This is a genomic window from Tessaracoccus terricola, assembly GCF_054776555.1.
The window spans coordinates 790874-811297 of record NZ_BAAHBS010000001.1 but is presented as its reverse complement, the minus strand read 5'-3'; the positions used below and the strand labels follow the sequence as shown (position 1 = coordinate 811297).

16 protein-coding genes and 1 pseudogene are annotated in these 20424 nt (G+C 68.6%); 11 read left to right on the top strand and 6 right to left on the bottom strand.

All coding sequences use genetic code 11. From position 1 onward, the window contains the following. Positions 1-18 precede the first annotated feature (18 nt). Both ACYU7G_RS03530 and ACYU7G_RS03525 read left to right on the top strand, forming a co-directional pair. Complete coding sequence (locus ACYU7G_RS03530) at positions 19-939, top strand: carbohydrate ABC transporter permease (protein WP_461104818.1); 921 nt, start codon at positions 19-21, stop codon at positions 937-939. A 38-nt stretch (positions 940-977) separates the two neighbouring features. After that, positions 978-2756, top strand: a complete 1779-nt coding sequence (locus ACYU7G_RS03525) for an extracellular solute-binding protein (protein ID WP_461104816.1) — start codon at positions 978-980, stop codon at positions 2754-2756. A 190-nt stretch (positions 2757-2946) separates the two neighbouring features. On the opposite strand, the gene ACYU7G_RS03520 is transcribed toward ACYU7G_RS03525, so the two are convergent. Beyond that, positions 2947-3567: a YesL family protein gene (locus ACYU7G_RS03520; protein WP_461104814.1), complete on the bottom strand. Its 621-nt coding sequence runs from the start codon at positions 3565-3567 to the stop codon at positions 2947-2949. Then, positions 3564-4568 carry a LacI family DNA-binding transcriptional regulator gene (locus ACYU7G_RS03515; protein WP_461104812.1) on the bottom strand — a complete coding sequence of 335 codons (1005 nt, stop codon included), beginning with the start codon at positions 4566-4568 and terminating at the stop codon, positions 3564-3566. Before ACYU7G_RS03515 ends, ACYU7G_RS03520 begins: the two co-directional genes overlap by 4 nt. Before the next feature lie 245 nt (positions 4569-4813). On the opposite strand from ACYU7G_RS03515, the gene yicI reads away from it, so the two are divergent. Further along, a complete protein-coding gene (gene yicI / locus ACYU7G_RS03510) occupies positions 4814-7090 on the top strand; it encodes an alpha-xylosidase (protein ID WP_461104810.1) in 2277 nt (758 codons plus the stop codon). Next, a complete protein-coding gene (locus ACYU7G_RS03505) occupies positions 7087-9600 on the top strand; it encodes a glycoside hydrolase family 3 C-terminal domain-containing protein (RefSeq protein ID WP_461104808.1) in 2514 nt (837 codons plus the stop codon). Before yicI ends, ACYU7G_RS03505 begins: the two co-directional genes overlap by 4 nt. Before the next feature lie 38 nt (positions 9601-9638). On the opposite strand, the gene ACYU7G_RS03500 is transcribed toward ACYU7G_RS03505, so the two are convergent. Next, entirely contained in the window at positions 9639-9767 is a 129-nt protein-coding gene (locus tag ACYU7G_RS03500; protein WP_461104806.1) for a hypothetical protein, read from the bottom strand. 318 nt (positions 9768-10085) lie between these two features. Here ACYU7G_RS03500 and ACYU7G_RS03495 point away from each other — a divergent pair, with 318 nt between their 5' ends. The 4 genes from ACYU7G_RS03495 to ACYU7G_RS03480 all read left to right on the top strand — a co-directional run bounded on the left by ACYU7G_RS03495 (position 10086) and on the right by ACYU7G_RS03480 (position 14222). Further along, positions 10086-11126: a siderophore ABC transporter substrate-binding protein gene (locus ACYU7G_RS03495; protein ID WP_461104804.1), complete on the top strand. Its 1041-nt coding sequence runs from the start codon at positions 10086-10088 to the stop codon at positions 11124-11126. 96 nt (positions 11127-11222) lie between these two features. After that, positions 11223-12239: an ABC transporter permease gene (locus ACYU7G_RS03490; RefSeq protein WP_461104802.1), complete on the top strand. Its 1017-nt coding sequence runs from the start codon at positions 11223-11225 to the stop codon at positions 12237-12239. Positions 12240-12246: 7 nt separating this feature from the next. Further along, positions 12247-13467: an iron chelate uptake ABC transporter family permease subunit gene (locus tag ACYU7G_RS03485; protein ID WP_461104800.1), complete on the top strand. Its 1221-nt coding sequence runs from the start codon at positions 12247-12249 to the stop codon at positions 13465-13467. Continuing rightward, positions 13464-14222, top strand: a complete 759-nt coding sequence (locus tag ACYU7G_RS03480) for an iron ABC transporter ATP-binding protein (protein WP_461104798.1) — start codon at positions 13464-13466, stop codon at positions 14220-14222. Before ACYU7G_RS03485 ends, ACYU7G_RS03480 begins: the two co-directional genes overlap by 4 nt. Before the next feature lie 162 nt (positions 14223-14384). Here ACYU7G_RS03480 and ACYU7G_RS03475 read toward each other — a convergent pair whose 3' ends face one another. From ACYU7G_RS03475 to ACYU7G_RS03465, 3 genes and pseudogenes are all read right to left on the bottom strand, one after another. Continuing rightward, complete coding sequence (locus tag ACYU7G_RS03475; protein WP_461104796.1) at positions 14385-14516, bottom strand: putative transporter small subunit; 132 nt, start codon at positions 14514-14516, stop codon at positions 14385-14387. Next, positions 14516-16228 (bottom strand): sodium:solute symporter family protein, encoded by a 1713-nt coding sequence (locus ACYU7G_RS03470; protein ID WP_461104794.1) that lies wholly within the window; start codon positions 16226-16228, stop codon positions 14516-14518. The genes ACYU7G_RS03475 and ACYU7G_RS03470 overlap by 1 nt, the downstream gene beginning before the upstream one ends. 351 nt (positions 16229-16579) lie before the next feature. After that, a pseudogene (locus tag ACYU7G_RS03465) lies at positions 16580-17658 on the bottom strand (MFS transporter). 195 nt (positions 17659-17853) lie between these two features. Here ACYU7G_RS03465 and eccD point away from each other — a divergent pair. The 3 genes from eccD to ACYU7G_RS03450 are packed head-to-tail and all read left to right on the top strand — an operon-like array spanning position 17854 to position 20423. Then, on the top strand, positions 17854-19260 hold the full coding sequence (gene eccD, locus ACYU7G_RS03460) for a type VII secretion integral membrane protein EccD (protein WP_461104792.1): 1407 nt from the start codon (positions 17854-17856) through the stop codon (positions 19258-19260). Positions 19261-19291: 31 nt separating this feature from the next. Continuing rightward, positions 19292-19909: a hypothetical protein gene (locus ACYU7G_RS03455; RefSeq protein WP_461104790.1), complete on the top strand. Its 618-nt coding sequence runs from the start codon at positions 19292-19294 to the stop codon at positions 19907-19909. Beyond that, the gene (locus ACYU7G_RS03450) at positions 19902-20423 is read left to right on the top strand and encodes a hypothetical protein (RefSeq protein WP_461104788.1); all 522 of its coding nucleotides are present in this window, start codon (positions 19902-19904) and stop codon (positions 20421-20423) included. The genes ACYU7G_RS03455 and ACYU7G_RS03450 overlap by 8 nt, the downstream gene beginning before the upstream one ends. Position 20424 lies beyond the last annotated feature (1 nt).

Here is a 20424-nt window from a genome sequence, read left to right as displayed (position 1 = left end):
ACCGGAAGGAGACCACCCATGCCAAGGACCCGAGCGGCCAACCTCGAGCGCACCGCGGGCGACGTCCCGTTCAAGATCGTCAACTACCTGGTCTTCGCGCTGTTCGCCCTGATCTGCGCGTACCCGTTCTACTACCTGATCATCAACTCGGTCAGCGCCAACGACGTCGCGGCGCTCGGCAAGGTGCGGCTGTTCCCGCAGGGCTTCCACCTGTCCAACTACGCGCAGGCGCTCAACCTGCCCGGGCTCCCGCTGGCCGCCGTGGTCAGCGTGGCGCGCACCGTGATCGGCACCGTCGCGACGGTGCTGGCGTCGGCCTTCCTGGGCTTCATGTTCACCCAGGAGCACATGTGGAAGCGCAAGTTCTGGTACCGAGTGGTCATCATCACGATGTACTTCAACGCGGGCCTGATCCCGGTGTTCATCATCATCAAGAACCTCGGCCTCACCAACAACTTCTGGGTCTACGTGCTGCCGTTCATCGTGCAGCCGTTCAACATCATCCTGGTCAAGACCTACATCGAGTCGATGCCCAAGTCGCTGCAGGAGGCCGCCGAGGTCGACGGCGCCAGCGTGCTGCAGATCTTCTTCCGGATCATCCTTCCCAACACCACCCCGATCCTGGCCACCGTCGCGATCTTCTCGGCCGTGGCGCAGTGGAACTCGTTCCAGGACACGCTGCTCTACATCACGGACCAGAGCCTGTACACGCTGCAGTACCTGCTCTACATGTTCATCAACCAGGCCAGCAGCCTGGCGCAGGCAGCACAGGATGCGGGCGGCAACCTCGGCGCCATCGCGTCGGCCGCCACCACACAGACCCCGACATCCATCCGGATGACGGTCTCGGTGATCGTCGTGGCTCCGATCATCTTCATCTACCCGCTCTTCCAGAGGTTCTTCGTGAAGGGCATCATGCTGGGCGCCGTCAAGGGCTGACGTTGCGCTCCGCGATCCACCACCAGAAAGGGAAAACAATGAAGTTCACCAAGACAGTGGCGCGCGTGGTCGCACCACTGCTGTCACTGGCCCTGCTCGGGGCCTGTACCCCCGGCGAGGCCGACGACGGTCCCGAGGGCGGCGGCGAGGACAGCACCGCGGCCACCACCGGCGAGTTCCCGACGGAGTGGTCCGAGGAGATCACCATCGACGTCTTCGGCAGCCTGTCCAACTACATGGGCGTGCAGGAGGGCTGGTTCGGGGACCTCGTCAAGGAAAAGTTCAACATGAAGCTCAACATCATCGCCCCCAACGTGGCGGGCGGTGGTGACACCCTCTACAACACGCGGGTGGCGGCCGGTGAACTCGGTGACCTGATCGTCATCGACCAGGGCCAGCAGCTCGAGGAACTGGTCCAGGGCGGCCTCGTCGCCGACATGTCGGACTACCTCCCCGCGATGACCAACCTCGGGCAGTTCGACAAGGCCATCGAGCACACCAACTCCGGCTTCGACGGCCTCTACGGCTTGCCCACCGGGCTGTCGTCGCTGCTGCCGACCGAGTCCTCCGAGGGGCTCGAGCCCACGTTCGGCGCCTACGTGCGCTGGGACATGTACGCCGACGCCGGCTACCCCGAGATCTCCACCCTCGAGGACCTGCTGCCGGCCCTCCAGCAGATGCAGGAGGCCAACCCCACGGCTGAGAACGGCCAGAAGGTCTACGCCTTCTCCCTGTTCTCCGACTGGGACGGCAACATGATGGTGACCGCGAAGCAGCCGGCCACCTTCTACGGCTACGACGAGATGGGCTTCGTGCTCGCCAAGGCCGACGGCTCGGACTACCAGAGCATCATCGACGACGACTCGGAGTACGTCCGCGCGCTGCGCCTCTACTTCGACGCGAACCAGTTGGGCCTGGTGGACCCGGAGTCCACCACCCAGAACTACGACACGCTGTTCTCCAAGTTCCAGAACGGCCAGGTGCTGTTCTCCTGGTGGCCATGGCTCGGGCAGTCCGCGTTCAACACCGAGGAGCACATGGACGCCGGCAAGGGCTTCATGATGGCCCCGATCGAGGACCAGGAGATCTTCTCCTACGGCGCCTCGGCCTTCGGCGCCAAGCAGGTGTTCGCCGTCGGCTCCAAGGCGGAGGACCCGGAGCGCATCGCGGCCTTCGTCGACTGGCTGTACTCCCCCGAGGGTGTCTACAGCAACAAGGTGGGCGTCGCGGCGGCCCCCGGCCCGCAGGGCATGACCTGGGACCTGAACGCCGACGGCGAGCCGGAGCTGAACGAATTCGGCCGCGAAGCGCTGCTGCAGGGTGGCGGCACGGTTCCCGAGGAGTGGGGCGGCGGTGACTTCAACGACGGCGTCTCCGCACTGAACACGGAGGCCGTCCTGGCCACCGACACGGACCCGAACACGGGGCTGCAGTACAGCTATGTGTTCTGGCCCAGCTACCAGGAGTCCATCTCCAACCCACTCACCGACGACTGGTCCGAGCAGATGGGCGGTGCCACCAACTCGATGGAGTTCCTGGAGGCCAACGACCAACTCCTCGTGGCCCCCGGCGCCAGCTTCGTCACCCCGACCGACAGCTCCGAGATCGAGACCCTGCGCAACCAGGTGAAGGCCACCATCATCGAGTTCTCATGGCGCATGGTCTTCGCCTCCGACGAGGCCGAGTTCGAGTCGCTGCTGGACCAGATGCAGGAGACCGCGAACGGTCTCGGATACGAGCAGGTGCTCGAGGTGGACATGACCAATGCCGAGGCCCAGAACGAAGCCCGGATCGAGGTGGCGAAGCTCTTCGGCTGACGCCGCACTCACGCAACCCTCTGGACAGGGGCCGGCGCCTTCGGGCGTCGGCCCCTTCGCCGTCCCCGCCACGACCCGACCCGCCGACCCGATCACGAGGAAGGGGCACCGGTGCCCCTTGCGCCGATTTCGCTCGGCGTGTCGGGTCAGGTGGTACGCCGGTGGGGCGAGGCGGCGCGGCTGGCCCACCTCAGGCGACGGTGGCGTCCTCGCCGTGGCGGCGGAAGGCGCTTCGGAACATGAAGGCGCTGGCGTAGGCGCCGACGGAGAAGCCGATGGTGGCGACGATGAACAGGAAGCTGGGGAAGATCACCATCAGGCACGCGGTGGTGACGGGCAGCAGGAGGATCCCCAGCGTCAGGGCCGGCTCGACGACGGGGAACAGCAGGGCGTTCTTCACGGTCTGGCGGTAGCGGTTCCGGAAGGAGGCGACCAGCGCCATGCCGTAGAGGATGGCGGCGACGAGGTAGGCAACGGCCAGGAACGACAGGATGGCGGCGGCCCAGGAGAACCAACTGTCGAAGTTGCTCCAGAACAGGCCGCTGAAGGCCAGCAGGACAGCCGGCACCAGCAGGGTGCAGAAGACGGCGGTGGCGGGCGCGAGGTTTCGCCACAGCGCCACGAAGAAGTCCTTCAGCAGGTTGCCGCGCTCCTCGTCGGCGTAGCGGAAGGTGACCTCGTACAGCGCACTGGTGGCCACGCCGATGGTGACCAGCGGCAGGCAGCAGACCAGGTAGACGACGTTCAGGACGACGAACGTGATGAGGGTGGAGATGCCCTGGATGGTGCGGCCACCCGGGTCGATCCTCACTCGGCCGGCTCGCGCACGTTGTCCGGGTGGATGCTGAGCCGTGGCGGGATCAGCCGGACCGGTTCGGGGGACTCGCCGGCCAGCATGGCGCACACCACGTCCGCGGCCGCAGTGCCCAACTCCGCCGCCGGGATGTCGATGACGTCGACGGCGGCGCGCAGCGAGCGGGCGACGTCGGCGGGGCAGAGCGCCACCACCTCGACGTCGCGACCCACGCGCTGCCCGCGCTCGGCGAGCCGGGCAAGGAGATGCGGGAGAGCCTGCTCGTTGTGGATGACCAGGGCGGTGGGCGCGGCGGCGTCGTTGAACAGGTCGTCGACGGTGCCGGCGGCGGTGGGGGTGGCCGGGCAGGGGTGGACGCTGCCCTGGACGCCGATCTCGGCGCAGCCGTCGTTGAAGCCGCGCACGAGCCGGTCCGCGTAGGAGGTGTGGCGTTCCATGACCTCCTGCGGGGAGCCGATGAGTGCGATCCGACGATGCCCGCGGTCTGCGAGGTGGGAGACGGCGAGCCGCCCGGCCGCCTCGAAGTCGAGGTCCACGCAGGGGATCCCGCCCGGCGACGACGGCAGCCCGATCAGCGCGCTGGGCTGGCGCAGGCCGCCCAGGGTGGCCAGGCGGGGGTCGTCGGACTCGATGTCCATGGCGATCAGGGCGTCCACCATGGAACCACCCGCGGCCCGCTCGAGGCCGGAGGTGTCGTCGCTGGTGAGCAGCAGGACGTCGTAGCCGTGCTTCCGGGCGCCGGTGACCACGCCGGTGACGACCTCCATGACGACGTGCACGTCCACCCCCGTGCGCAGGGGCGCCTGCAGCCCGATCACGTTGGTGGCGCGCGAGGCCAGCGCCCGGGCGCCGGCGTGCGGGCTGTAGCCGAGGCTGCGGATGGCGCTCTCCACCCGAGACTTGGTGGCCGGGGAGATGGTGCGCTTGCCGCTCATCACGTAGGAGACCGTCGAGATGGACACTCCGGCAGCATCGGCCACGTCTGCGATGGTCACCATTGCCGCACCGCCCCTTCCCCTTCTGAAACGTCGTGGGAACCAAGTCCACCATATTTTGCCTTTGCATCACACAAATGCATGGACATCGGCTCAGAACCTAGTATAGGCTCAATTTGTTGAAGCGCTTCGAATGACATTGGAGTTCATACGGTCGGGCCCCCGGCCACCCCCGCGAGAAGGCGGGAGGTGACCGTTCGGCACGGCGCGCGCGACAGCCGAGACACACCCAGGAAGGCACCACCGACGTGAAGTTCACCGACGGCTACTGGCTCACGCGCCCCGAGTTCACACCGCTGTACGCGGTGGAGGTGGACGACATCCGCCGACAGGGCTCCGAGATGACGGTCCACGCCCCCACCCGCGCCATCCGGGACCGCGGGGACACGCTGAACCGGCCGATGCTCACCTACACGTTCTCCGCACCCCTGCCCGGCGTCGTCCGGGTCCGACTCCAGCACCACGTCGGGCGCACCGAGCGCGGGCCACGCTTCGCCACCGCCTCCCGCGAGGGCTTCGCACCCGAGATCCGCATCGACGACGAGGCCGGGGTGCTGGAGGCCGGCGGGCTCAGCGTGCGCGTGTACCGCGGGGAGGGCTGGCGCGTGGACTTCGAGCAGGACGGCCGGCTGCTCACGTCGTCGCAGCCGCGTTCGGCCGGCCACATGACCTCGGCCACCTCCACCTTCGTGCACCAGCAGCTGTCCCTCGAGCCGGGCGAGCGCGTCTACGGCCTGGGCGAGCGGTTCGGCGCGTTCGTCAAGAACGGCCAGGTGGTGGAGAGCTGGAACGCCGACGGCGGCACCTCCAGCGAGCAGGCCTACAAGTCCATCCCCCTCTACCTGACCAGCCGTGGCTACGGCGTCTTCGTCGACCACCCCGGCCACGTCTCCTTCGAGGTGGGCTCCGAGGTGAACTCGCGCGTGCAGTTCTCCGTCGAGGGCGAGACGCTGGACTACTACGTCATCGCGGGCCCCACACCGAAGGACGTGCTGCGCCGCTACACGGAACTGACCGGCCGCCCCGCACGCGTGCCGGCGTGGTCCTTCGGGCTGTGGCTGACGACGTCGTTCACCGCCGACTACGACGAGCAGACGGTGGCCGGCTTCGTCGACGGCATGGCAGAGCGGGACCTGCCGCTGAGCGTGTTCCACTACGACTGCTTCTGGATGCGCGAGTACCAGTGGTGCGACTTCGAGTGGGACGAGCGCACCTTCCCGGACCCCGACGGGCAGATCGGGCGCCTGCATGATCGCGGCACCCGGGTCTCGGTGTGGATCAACCCCTACATCGCGCAGCGCTCCAAGCTGTTCGCCGAGGCCGCCGAGGCCGGCTACCTGCTGCGCACCACCGACGGCGACGTCTGGCAGTGGGACCTGTGGCAGGCCGGGATGGGGCTGGTGGACTTCACCAACCCCGACGCCACCGCCTGGTACCTGGGCAAACTCGAGAAGCTGCTGGACCAGGGCGTCGACTCGTTCAAGACCGACTTCGGCGAGCGGATCCCGACGCAGGGCATCGTCTGGCACGACGGTTCGGACCCCGAGCGGATGCACAACTTCTACCCGCAGCTCTACAACGAGGCCGTGTTCCGGCTGTTGGAGCGGCGCCGCGGCGAGGGCCAGGCGGTGCTGTTCGCCCGCTCGGCCACCGCCGGCGGCCAGCAGTTCCCGATCCACTGGGGCGGTGACTGCGACTCCACCTTCGCCTCCATGGCCGAGTCCCTGCGCGGCGGGCTGTCCCTGGCCATGTCAGGTTTCGGCTACTGGAGCCATGACATCGGCGGCTTCGAGGGCACCCCGGACGCCACCTTGTTCAAGCGCTGGACCGCCTTCGGGATGCTGAGTTCCCACTCGCGCCTGCACGGCTCGGGCTCCGTCCGGGTGCCGTGGGCCTTCGACGAGGAGGCCGTGGCGGTCACCCGCAAGTTCACCCACCTCAAGATGCGGCTGATGCCGTACCTGGCGCGGATCGCGGAGGAGGCCCACACCGACGGCACGCCGATGATGCGACCGATGGTGCTGGAGTTCCCCTCCGACCGCGGCGGCTTCGAAGCCGACTGCCAGTACATGCTGGGCGACTCGCTGCTGGTGGCACCCGTGCTGACCGCCGCCGGTGAGGTGGAGTACTACGTGCCCGAGGGCACCTGGACCTCACTGCTGGACGGGTCCAGCGTCGTCGGTCCCCGCTGGGTGACCGAGGAGCACGCCATCGACTCGCTGCCCCTCCTGGTTCGCCCCGGCACGGTGCTGCCCGTCGGCGCCGTGCACGACCGCCCGGACTACGACTGGGCCGACGGCGTCACCCTCACCTGCTTCGAGCTGCCCGACGGCTTCGCCACCGACGTGGTTGTCCCCGGCACCGACGGCGCACCGTCGACCACCTTCCACGTCACCCGCGACGGCAGCACAGTCTCGGCCCGCAGCGACGACGCCCGCACACCCTGGGCGCTGCGCGTGGGTGACTGGGCCGCGCAGGCCGAGAACGCCACCACCATCAGCATCGGACTCCCGGAGGACCAGTGACCAACGCCGAGCACACGCCGCTGTTCCGGCAGCCGGACCAGCCCCTCGCCGCGCGCGCCGCGGACCTCCTGGGGCGGTTGACCGACGACGAGAAGCTGGCGATGCTGCACCAGGTCTCCCCCGCGATCGAGCGGCTCGGGGTGGGCGCGTTCCGCACCGGCTGCGAGGCACTCCACGGCGTCGGCTGGCTGGGCACGGCAACGGTGTTCCCGCAGGCCGTTGGCCTGGCGGCGACGTGGGACACCGCCCTGGTCGAGGCCGCCGGCGAAGTGGCCGGCACGGAGGTCAGGGCCAAGCGCGCCGAGAACCCGGAAGTCAGCCTGAACGTGTGGGCGCCGGTGGTCAACACGCTGCGGCACCCCGGCTGGGGCCGAAACGAGGAGGGCTACTCCGAGGACCCGCACGTGACGGGCCTGTTCGGCGCCGCGTTCGCGCGTGGCCTTCGCGGCGGGCACGAGCGCGTCTGGCGGACCGTGCCCACGCTGAAGCACTTCCTCGGCTACAACAACGAGACCGACCGCTCAGTCACGAACTCCAACCTGTCCAACCGCACCCTCCACGAGGAGGAGCTCCCGGCATTCCGAGCGGCGATCGAGGAGGGCGCGGCCGGGGCGATGATGCTGTCCTACAACCTGGTCAACGGCTCCCCCGCCCACGTGCAGCCGGAACTCGTCGCGGAGGCCCGCCGCTGGAGCGACGAGTCCATCGCCGTCGTCTCCGATGCCGGCGCCCCCAGCATGCTGGTCAGCGCGCAGCACTTCCGTGACGACACGATTGCCGGCGCGGCGGCCATGGTCCGGGCCGGGCTGGACTCGTTCACCGACGACGACGCCGACTCGGGCCCCACCATCGCCAACCTGCGCGGCACCCTCGAGGCCGGCCTTCTCGATTGGGCCGACATCGACACCGCGGTACTGCGCTTGCTGGAACTGCGGCTGCGCACCGGCGAGTTCGACGGCGACGCGGACCCGTATGCGGGCATCACGGCCGAGGACGTGGACCGCCCGGCGGCCAGGAAACTGGCCCGCGAGATCGCCGGGGCGGCCGTGGTGGTGCTGCGCAACGACGAGGCCCTGCTCCCGCTGGCCGCGCCCTCGCGGGTCCTGGTGGCGGGGCCGCTCGCGGACCTCGTCCTGACCGACTGGTACTCCGGCACCCCGCCGTACGCGGTCGGCATCGCCGCCGGACTCCGGGAGCGCTACCCGGACGCGACGGTGGAGGTGGTGACCGGCGCTGACGTAGTGGCCCTGCGTGCCACGTCCACCGGGGGGTACCTCGGCGCCACCCCCGACGGCGCCCGAGTCACCGCCCGCGCCTCCGAACCCGAGGACCGTTTCGAGGTGACTGACTGGGGCGACGGTGTGGTCACGCTGCGCTCGGCCACCAGTGGTCGCCTGCTCTCCGGCGGGCACTGGCCGGTGCGCGCCGACGCCGAACGCGTCGGTGGTTGGGTGGTGCAGGAGACGTTCCGACGGCACGTCCACGCGGACGGCACCGTCTCGTTCCTGCACCTCGGGTCCGGCCGCTGGCTACGAGTGATGGTGAACGGCGTGCTGGCCGCCGACGGGGTGGAACTGCGCCACGCCGAGCGCTTCCGCGTCCGCACCCTCTCCTCCGGGACGGCGGAACTGGCCCGGGCCGCAGCCGCGGCGGACGTCGTCGTGGTGGCCGTGGGCAACGACCCCCACCTGCTGGGACGCGAGACCGAGGACCGGCCGCACCTGTACCTGCCAGAGTCCATGGCCGAGCTGTGGCGCACTGTGCACGGGGCCAACCCCACCGCCGTGCTCGCCATCGTCTCGAGCTACCCGTACGTGCTGCCGGACGGCGTCGCCGACGCGCCCACCGTCGTGTGGAGCAGCCACGGCGGGCAGGAACTCGGACACGGACTGGCGGACGTGCTCTCCGGCGACTGGGAGCCGCGCGGACGGTTGGCGCAGTCCTGGCCCGCGCACCCGGGCCAGGCCGGGGACCTGCTGGACTACGACACCCTCACCCAGCAGGCCACCTACCGGCACCAGCCCGAGCCGTACGCGTTCGCCTTCGGGCATGGCTGCACGTACGGCGAGGTCAGCTACGACGTCGTCGAACTCGCCGGCGCGGCACCCACGGCACCCGTACCCACCCTGCGGCACGCTGCATTCACCGCCCGCGTCGACGAGGCGACGGTGACCGCGACGGTGCGCGTGAGCAACACCGGCGGGCGGGCGGCCGAGGAACTGGTGCAGCTCTACGCACTACCACCCGCACGGCCGGGCGCACCCCGTCGCCTGCTGGTGGCCTTCGAGCGCGTCCGGCTGGAACCGCGCGAGTCCCGTGCCGTGGAACTGGCGTTCCCGGTGACGCGGCTGTCGGTCTGGGACGAGTCCGCACGCGTCCCGGGCGCCCCCGACGGCGACCTGTACGCGGGTGCCCTGGTGGTGCACCCGGGCGACTACGTCCTGGCCGCCGGCCCCGACGCCGACCACCTCCTGGTGCGCTCGACACTGACGATCACCCCCGCCGGTTGAGGAGCGAGCGAAGCGAGCGTCTCGAAACCACTCTGTCCTCAGGGCATCGGGCAGGGCGCGCCCTCGCAGCACGGCCGGATGAAACCGCAGCCGTCGCAGCGCTCGTGGGAGGTCTCCCAGCGCAGCATCCGTCCGCAGTTGGGGCACGGTTCGGTCAGGTCTGCCATGGGCCGATCCTACCCAGCGACGCCGCGCTGCCAGACGCTACCGTTCCCGCTCGACGCTACCCGCGTCTCTCAACGCCCACCCCTGTGGCGGTAGCGAGTAGCGGGACGGGTAGCACCGAGCGGGAAGGGTAGCGCCCAGCGGCTCCCGCAGCAGGCCCAGGAACCCTTCGACGCACCGTCGCGTCTCGGATGGCGATTACAGTACGCAGACTTTGCGAATTGTTGAACGTGTGCCCTAGCCTGTAGTCGAAGCTTGGTAAGGCTTCCCTAACCACGTTCACGGCCCAGTTCCCCCGGGCCGACGACCAGAAGGACAAGATGGCTAACATCCGCACCGGAATCGCTGCCCTCGCCACCGTCGCCGCACTGGCGCTGGGCGCGTGCAGCACGGCCGCCGACGCCGATCCCGCAGACACCCAGGCCCCGGCGGAGGAGACCACCGCCGCCGAGGAGACCACGGCTGCCGAGGAGACGGGCGCGGCCGAGGCCGGCACCGTCGAGATCGAGGACAACAACGGCACGCTGACCGTCACCGTCCCGCCGACCTCCGTCGTCGCACTCGACAACCGCACCTTCGAGACCCTCGCCGACTGGGGCGTCGAGCTGTCCGCAGCGGCCCGCTCGCTGATGCCGTCGACCAACCCCTACGTCGACGACGAGACCATCCCGGACATCGGCAGCCACCGCGAGCCCAACCTGGAGCTCATCGTCGCCGCCGAGCCGGACCTGGTCATCAACGGCCAGCGCTTCTCGCAGTACTTCGACGACATCGCCACCCTCGCCCCCGACGCGGTCCAGGTGAACCTCGACCCGCGCGACGGCGAGCCCTTCGACACCGAACTGAAGCGCCAGATCACCGTCCTGGGCCAGATCTTCGGCAAGGAGGCTGAGGCCGAGGCGCTGACCGGCGAGTTCGACGCCTCCATCGAGGCCGTCAAGGCCGCCTACACCGAGGGCGAGACGGTCATGGCCGTCAACGTCTCCGGCGGCAACATCGGCTACATCGCCCCGAGCCTGGGACGCGCCATCGGCCCCCTGTTCGACATCTTCGGCTTCACCCCGGCCCTGCAGGTCGAGGGTGCCTCCGACGACCACCAGGGTGACGACATCTCCGTCGAGGCGATCGCCGACTCCAACCCCGACTGGATCCTGGTCATGGACCGTGACGCAGCCGTGTCCGCCGACGACGCGGAGTACGTCCCGGCCGCCCAGGTGATCGAGGAGTCCGCCGCCCTGCAGAACGTGACCGCGGTCAAGGAGGGCAACATCATCTACATGCCCGCCGACACCTACACCAACGAGGGCATCCAGACCTACACCGAGTTCTTCAACACGATCGCCGAGGCGTTCTCCGCGTAAGGATCTGGAACTGCACAGCAATCGCGTGACCGGGAGGGAGTGGGGATTCGTCCCCACTCCCCCTCGTCGCGTTCCGACCCCCACCGGGATGCCCAGATGACAACACCCACCCCGACGGCGACGCGCCCGTACCGGCCCGTGCCCGCACCGCCCTCCAAGGGCCGGCTCTTCGACTGGAAGCTGCTCCTCGGCATCCTCGGCGTCGCCCTCCTGCTGGTGATCTCCCTGTTCACCGGCGTCTACGACATCTTCGGCGCCGACGACGGCAACGAGATGTTCGCCATCACCCGCATCCCCCGCACCATCGGCCTCGTCCTGGCCGGAGCCGCCATGAGCATGTGCGGCCTCGTGATGCAGCTGCTCACCCAGAACCGGTTCGTCGAACCCACCACCACCGGCACGACGGAGTGGGCCGGCCTCGGGCTGCTGGCCACCATGATCGTGTGGCCCAACTCCCCGCTGATCGTGCGGATGGCCGTCGCCATCGTGTTCGCGTTCGTCGGCACCATGGTGTTCTTCGCGTTCCTGCAGCGCGTCACGCTGCGCTCGTCGCTGATCGTGCCCATCGTCGGCATCATGCTCGGCGCCGTGGTCGGGTCCGTGTCCACCTACATCGCACTCGCCACCGATGCGCTGCAGAACCTGGGGGTCTGGTTCGCCGGCAGCTTCATCTCGGTCATCAAGGGCCAGTACGAGGTGCTGTGGATCGTGCTCATCGTCGTGGTGGCCATCTTCCTGGTGGCCGACCGGCTCACCGTCGCCGGCCTCGGCGAGGACATCGCCACCAACGTCGGGCTCAACTACCGCCGGGTGGTGCTGCTGGGCACCGGCCTGATCGCCGTCGCCACCGGCGTGGTCACCGTCGTGGTGGGCAACCTGCCGTTCCTCGGCCTGATCGTGCCGAACATCGTCTCGATGTTCCGCGGCGACAACCTGCGCAGCAATCTGCCCTGGGTGTGCCTGCTGGGCATCGCGATCGTCACCATCTGCGACCTGATCAGCCGCACCATCATCATGCCGTTCGAGGTGCCCGTGTCCCTGATCCTGGGCATCGTCGGCGCCACGGTGTTCATCATCCTGCTGCTGAGGCAGCGTCGTCGCGGGAGCATGTGAGGAAGCCATGACCTACACCCCGAACCGCCCCAGGACCATCCGGCTCACCGTCGACGAGGACGCCTACGCCCTCGTCGACGACACCTCGCCCGAGGTCCAGTTCAGCCCTGCGGAGCCCCTCGAGGCGGCGACTGCGTCCCCGCACCTCGGGGAAGGTTCGACCGGCCCCAGTCGCCCTGAGGTGCGAGGAACGAGCCTCGACGGGCCGCCCTCCCACATCGCCGGGGAACGCCGCTCCGGCTCGTTCCACACGCGCAAGTCCCGCCGTCGCTACTGGATCATCCTCACTGTGCTGGTGGCGCTGGCCGTGTTGTTCTCGGCCGGTCTGCTCGCCTACGGCAACCCGATGGAGTTCGGCACCAAGGGGTTCTGGTTGATCGCGGAGCGCCGCGCCAACAGCGTGTTCGTGATGCTGCTGGTGGCAGTGGCACAAGCCATGGCCACCGTCGCGTTCCAGACGGTCACCCACAACCGCATCATCACGCCGTCGATCATGGGATTCGAGGCCCTGTACCGGGCCATCCAGACCACCACCGTCTACCTGTTCGGGCTGGGCGGGCTGGTGGCGTTCACGGGGATCGGGGCGTTCGGGCTCCAGACCGCGCTCATGATCGGACTGTCGCTGGCCCTGTTCGGCTGGCTGCTGTCCGGCAAGTACGCCAACCTGCAGATCATGCTGCTCGTGGGCATCATCATCGGCGGCGGGCTGAGCTCCGTGTCCTCCTTCATGCAGCGCCTCCTGACCCCCAGCGAGTTCGACGTGCTCGCGGCACGCACGTTCGGCTCGGTCAACAACGCGGACCCGAGCTACTTCCCGCTCGCCGTGCCCATCGTCGTGGTGGCCGCGGCGCTGCTGTGGCTGCGCTCGCGCCAGCTGAACACCATCGCGCTCGGCCGTGAGGCCTGCACCAACCTGGGCGTGAACCACAAGCGCAACGTGGTGATCGTGCTGATCCTGGCCTCGGCCCTGATCGCCGTGTCGACGGCGCTGGTGGGGCCGATGACCTTCCTCGGTTTCCTCGTCGCGACGCTGGCCTACCAACTGGCCGACACCTACGACCACCGCTACGTCTTCCCGATGGCGATGCTGATCGGCTTCGTGGTGCTCACCGGCGCCTACTTCGTCATGAACCACATCTTCTACGCCCAGGGCGTGGTCTCCATCGTCATCGAGCTGGTCGGCGGCAGCCTGTTCCTGTTCGTCATCCTCAGAAAGGGTCGCCTGTGATCACGCTCAGCGACGTCAAGAAGGCCTACAGCGACGAGGTCGCGATCGGGCCCATCGACCTCGAGATCCCGCAGGGCGGCATCACCGCACTTGTCGGCCCCAACGGCGCCGGCAAGTCCACGATGCTGACGATGGTGGGGCGCCTGCTCGGCATGGACCAGGGCGCGATCGAGGTGGCCGGCATGGACGTCGCCTCCACCAAGTCGCGCGACCTCGCCAAGGTGCTTTCCATCCTGCGCCAGGAGAACCACTTCATCACGCGGCTGACCGTGCGCCAACTGGTGGGCTTCGGCCGCTTCCCACACTCCCAGGGCCGCCTGACCGCCAAGGACGAGGAGGTCATCAGCCGCTACATCGACTTCCTGGACCTGCGGGAGCTCGAGGACCGCTATCTGGACCAGCTCTCCGGCGGGCAGCGACAGCGCGCCTACGTGGCCATGGTGCTGTGCCAGGACACGGAGTACGTGCTGCTGGACGAGCCGCTGAACAACCTGGACATCGCCCACTCGGTGCGGATGATGAAGCACCTGAAGCGGGCCGCCGAGGAGTTGGGCCGCACCATCATCATCGTGCTGCACGACATCAACTTCGCCGCCGCCTACTCCGACTACATCTGCGCCGTGAAGAACGGCCGGATCGCCCGGTTCGGCTCGCCGTCGGAGATCATGCGCGACGACGTGCTCACGGAGATCTTCAACACCGAGATCACCGTGGTCGAGACCCCCGGGCGGCGCCCGGTGGCGGTCTACTTCTGAGGCCCCTCCCCGCTGAACGGCACGGACCCCTGCGCGATCGGCTCGCGCAGGGGTCCCTTGCGTCGGGGTACTTGCCCCCTGGTGACCAGCGTGAACGACACGCCGCGTTCAGGCTCTGGAGAGCCGCGACGAGGCGTGTCGTTCACGCCTGTCACCACCGGGTCAGATGATGTCCTCGCCACGACGGCGGGCGTCGCGCCACTCCTTGTAGAACGCCCGGCTGATCACGGCCAGGACGATCGCCACGAGGACGGGCCACACCAGTACGTAGATGGTCATTGCGGTGGTTGTCATCATGACTCCTTGCTGGTTTCGGAGGTGGACTCGTCGAGAGCGGCCTCGGCCTCCCGGACGACGTCGGCCTCGTCGGAGGCCTCGTCGAAGTTTCCGGTGACGTCCTTGACGATGCTGAAGTCGAAGCGCTCCTTGTTGCCCACGGACATGGAGAAGCACACGATGGTGCTGACCGCGTAGGCCACCAGAGAGGCGCTCAGCGTTTCGTAGTCGTGCAGGAACCCGATCACGAACGGTGCCGACGCCAGTGCGGCCACCACGCCGACGATCCGGGCGACCTTCAGCCCGAAGAACCCGAAGCTCATCAGGCCGAGCACTACACCGATGCCCACCACCGACAGCACGTCGACGACGATCCCGACCGGGCCCACCATGGGGATCAGACCGAAGCGGACGGGGATGAACAGCGCGACGGCGGCGATCACGGCAGTGGTGAAGGCCTTGTTGGTGACCTTGTCCCAGTAGAAGCTGGCGAGCACCGGGAACACCAGCGCACCCCACAGCGCCCCGACGAACACCAGCAGGTCGAGGATGTTGAGCTGCAGGCTGGCGAACGCGATGGCGATCGCAGTCGCCACCACCATCGTGATGCGCCCCACGAGCAGCATCGTCTTGGGGTTGGCGTCCTCCTTGGTGGAGACGTTCTGGCCGTAGATGTCGGCCATCGCGATGGACGACAGCGCGGACAGGTCAGAGTCCGCGGTCGAGGAGAGCGCACCGATGATCATGACGAAGAACAGAGCCAGCAGCACGGGCGGCAGGTAGGTGGCCGCCATCTCCGGGATCAGGTTGTTCAGGTCGCCGCCGGTGGGCTCGAAGCCCAGGTAGAGGGCCAGCACGCCGAGCATGCCGACGCCGATCACCATTGCGCCGTAGCCGACGGTGGCGGTGATGAAGGTAGGCTTGATCAGGTCCTCGCGCACCGCGAACAGGCGCTGGGCGATGGTCTGGTTGCCGATGGCGTAGGCGAGGACGGCCGCGATGTAGGGGGCGCCCTGGCCGAGGAAGGCCTCGCTGGAGAAGAAGTTGCCCTGCTGCGGGGTCAGGTTGGCGGCACCGGTCTCGAACGCGGCGGGGAACCCGGCGGCGAAGAAGATGAACGGCACGATCACCGCGACGGCGCCCAGCATGGCCACCACCTGCACGAAGTCGGTGAGGACGGAGGCGCGGAACCCGGACCACAGCGTGTACAGCAGCACGCCGCCGGCCACGCAGAACACGCCTTGGATGAACGTGAACGGCGAGAGCATGGAGATCAGCACCCCCCCGGCGATGAAGTTGGACATCAGGGAGATGACCGAGCCGACGACGTTGGAGCCGGCCAGCATCAGCTGGCTGGAGCGGCCGTGGCGGGCGAACATCACCTCCGCGAGGGTGTGCGCGCGGGGCGCCACCTCACGGATCCGCTTCCCGAAGGGGTAGATGAACAGGATCATCAGCGCGCCCCACAGGCCGTAGTGGATGGGGCCGGAGATGCCGTAGGTGTAGCCGGAGGTAGCCGACGCGTACATGGACGAGGCCCAGATCCACGTGGCGGTCATGCTGGCCGCCGAGATCCCGAACCCGATGTTGTTGCCGGCAGTCATGTAGCCGTCGGCGTTCTCCTCCTTCTTCCCGATGCGGGTTGAGATGAGGAATGTGCCTCCATAGAAGAGGACGAGTAGAAGTACAACAACGACGGCGCTGAACTGTGCCGTGTCAAGGTCACCCATGGCGCCACCTCCCTTTCGACGTAGTCAAAGAAATCGCAGCGACACCGTCGTCGGTGTGCGCATGCTTTTGTCCTGCACGTCTGGCACCGCGGGGGCATTGCTCCACGGGCAATCAGATTTGACGCGCTCGAGCCCTCAGCCCAGCGACCACCCAACCTTCCTCACTCGGGCACCCGCGCCACGTCGGCCCTCCTGGGTGCGATTGGCGCACGCGGGCCCGTCGGTCAGAGATCGGGGTGCCGTCCCACACCGTTCGGGCGGGACAATCCTCGTCGCAGGCCAAGGGGCCCGGCAAACGGTTCCAGACCTTAACAGATCGACGCGGCGAATTCAGGTCGGAGGAGGCTGCGCTCAGCCCTCCTGAGCGATCCGACGGCGCGCGTGGCGGCCGTGCACGAGGTGGTAGAACACGCCGCTGAGCAAGGCCAACGCGGCCAGAACGGCGTACATCGTGCGGTAGTCGACGTGGCCCAGCAGCCAGCCCAGGATGATGGGCCCGGTGCCCATCCCGATGTCCACGAGCAGGAAGTAGGTGGCGACGCTGCGGCCCACCTGCGAGATGTTGGCACGGGACACGACGATGGCCTGGCCCGCGGACATGATGGTGCCCCAGCCCGCGCCGAGCAGCGCCGCGGCGAGCAGCAGCACCGCCCCGTGCCCCGCGAGCGACATGGCCAGGTAGCCACCCGCGCACAGCAGGACCGCGGGAAGGATGACCAGGTTGTCGCCGCGCAGGTCCTGCAGCCGCCCCACAGCCGGGCGGGTCGCCAGCACCACCACCGCGTAGACGAGGAAGAACACGGCGGCAGCGGCCGACAGCCCGATCTCGGCGGCATACGAGTTCAGGAACGCGACGACGCCCGAGTAGGCGATGGCGCACAGGGCCACGAAGCTGCCCATCGGGATGGCCGTGGGCTCGATCGGGGAGCGCGACGGCGTCACGGCCGGCTGCGACGAACGGGGCGGGAGGCGCAGGAAGAACGCCGCCCCCAGCGCCACCACCGAGAACACCAGTGCAGCGACGAACAGCCACACGTACTGGCCCGTGTTGAGCACCAGGACGGCCAGGAACGGGCCGAGCGCCGTCGCCAGGGTGGTGCTCGCGCCGTAGTAGCCGGTGCCCTCCGCTCGGCGGGACGCGGGGATCAGGGACTGGACGATCGCACTGGAGGCGGTGTGGCGGTACCGAAGGAGATTCCGTGGCAGAGCCGCACCACGAGCAGCATGCCCAGCCCGTCGACGGGCAGGTAGGCCAGGGCGGCGAGCAGCGAGACCACGAGCGCCACCAGCAGCACCCGGCGCTTGCCGAGGCGGTCGACGGCGATGCCCGCCCCCAGCCGCGCCACCACGGCGCCGATCACGAAGATCGACGAGGCCATGCCCGCCATCAGCTCGCCGGCGCCGAACTCGGTGGCCGCGTACAGGGCCATGGAGGTCATCAGCAGGTAGAACACCGTGGACAGCAGGAACCCGACGGCCAGCCCGAGGGCGTAGGTCCGGGTCCACAACCTGTCCTTCAAGGGGGTTCCTCTCCGTGTTCGGGGCCGCCCTGCGACGATACCTTTCATCCGTCCGGGCGATGGATTCCTTGGTCGGTGACCGCGTGGCCCATTACGGTAGGGGCCGTGAGCAGCACCACCGAGGAGGACCTGTCCCGGGTCACGATCATCTCGCAGTCCCGACGGGTGGACCTCGCGCTACCCGGATCCGTCAGCCTAAGTGAGTTGCTCCCGAGCATCCTGAGGTTCTCCGGGCTCGAGGCCAACACCCCCACCGACGCCGTCCACGCGTGGGTGCTGCAGCGGTTCGGGTCAGACCCGTTCGACCTCTACACCCCAGTCTCCAAGCTGAACATCCGCGACGGCGAGACGCTCCACCTGCGCCAGCGCGAGAACGCCATCCCCGACGCAGCCTTCGACGACGTCGTCGACGCCGTCGCCGGCGCCACCAACTCCCGTCCCTCCTGGGCCGCCCGCCACAGCCGCACCATGGGCCTGGTCCTGATGATGGTGCTGATGATCGGCGCTCCCCTGCTGACCGTCCAGGGTGCGATGGACGTGCAGGGGCTCCCGCTGCTGCTGGCGATCGCGCTCAGCGGCTTCCTCAGCTTCGCCGCCTTCATCGCTTCCGTGTCGCTGGCTCGCGCCGCCGGCGAGGCCCCGACTGCCACGTGCCTGGCCTGGGCCTCCGTCGCGCTGGGCGGCATCACCGGTTGGTACCTGCCCAACCTGATCAGTGTCGAGCCGATTCCCCTGCCCATCCGGATCCTGATCGCGGGAGCGTTGGTGCTGGTGACGTCGGCCGCCTGTGCGCTGGCCGCGCGGGTGCAGCCCATGGCCCTGTTCGCCGTCGCGCTCACGGCCGGGTTCATGCTGATCAGCGCCAGCGCCATGGCCCTGAACTACGGCATGGAGATCGAGGTGGCCGCCATCACCATGGGTGTGATGGCCGTCCTGACCGGCTTCCTGCCGGCGTTCAGCTACCGGCTGGCCGGGATCGCGATGCCCAACCTGCCCGTAACCACCGAGGCGATCCTCGCCGACGAGACGCCCGTCCAGTCCGACATCGTCGCCCGTGCGCTCCTCGCCGACAAGATCCTCGGCGCCCTGCTGGCCTCCACCACCGCCACCGCCGTGCTGTGCTCCCTGATGGTGCTGCAGCAGGGCAGCCTGTGGGCGCTCGGACTGTGCATCTGCACCGGCCTCGCGTTCCTCCTGCGGGCCCGCGCCTTCGTCGGCCTCGCCCAACGGATGGCGCTGCTTCTGGGCGGCACCCTCGTGACCGCGTTCGCGCTGTTCGCACTGGGGATCAGCGCCACCCAGTCCATCACCGGTGTCCTGGTGCTGTTCGGCTGCGTCCTCGGTATCGGGTACGTGTTCGCCCACTACTCCGCCGCCACCTACACCAAGATCATCTCCCCCACCTGGGGACGCTGGGGCGACATCTTCGAGTGGCTGGCCATCATGGGCATCGTCCCGTCCCTGCTGGGTGTCCTGGACCTGTACTCGTACTTCCGCTCGCTGTTCGGCTGACCACCCGCTCCCACCTCGCTAGGGTCTGGGCATGGAGGACATCGAGGTCGACATCCCGGAGGTCCCGCAGCAGCCACCCAACCCGGTACTGCGGGCAGGTTTGTTGGCCGCCTTGTTGATCGTCGTGGGTCTGGTGGGCTGGCTCGCAAGGCTGCAACTCCCCAGGTCGGACAGTTCGCTGTTGTGGTTCCTCTGGGCGGAGCTGGTATTTCAGGTGATGCTCTTCACGGGTGGCGTGTTCGGGGCCTTGGCCATCTGGGCGCGCCTCGCCACCGGGCGACGCGCCGGCCTGGGAGCAGCTCGGGGATTGATCTGGACCGGCCTCGTACTCGTGGCCTTCTACATCGCCTTCATCGGGACGATCCAGGCCATCGTGCACCAGCTGACCTTCGACGCCGTCTCCTACTCGCCACCGCCCTACCTCGTCACCATCATCCACACGATCGGCCAGCCGCTCGCACTGGCGATTCTGGGACTCGGGGCGGCCCTGTTGGCATTCGGGTCCTGGACACGGTGGACGAGCGCCGCGCACGTCCTCACCGGCGGGTCCGACGACGCCACCCCCGGTGACGAGGCGGGCGAGGTCCCCGAGCAAGACCCCCTGGACCCGGAGCAGAGCTTCCGTCCCGAAGGAGCACGGCATGGCTGACGACATCGACACGCGCTTCAACGACATCGTCGCCGATCGTCGGGACGGCTCGCTGGCCGCCGGCATCGCGGCGGTGGTCTGCATCCTGCTCGCTGCTGCCCTGCACGTCTGGCAGGGCTCCTTCGTGTCGACGCCCAGCGCCGCAGGACTGCAGGTCTGGGTGGCGCCGCTCACTTCAGCGCTGGTCATCGCGGGCGGTGTTCTCGGTGGTCTGGCCGTGTGGGAGAGGACAACGGGTGCGCGGGCCGCGGGATCACCCGCACGGCGTCGTAGTAGCGCCCGCCGACTGCTGTGGGTGGGGCTGGCGCTCGTGGCTGTGTTCGTAGCCTGGCAGGTGGTGGACTTCCTGCTCGTGGTCGCAGCGATGCAGGACCTGGGCAACCCTGCCGGGATCCACCCGGCGCTGCAGTGGCTGTCGCTGCTCACTATGTGGCTGCCGACGGTGGTGCTCCAGTTGGGGCTCACACTCGTTGCGCTCAGTCTGTGGGCGCGCTGGTCCACGTCGCTCCCCTGAG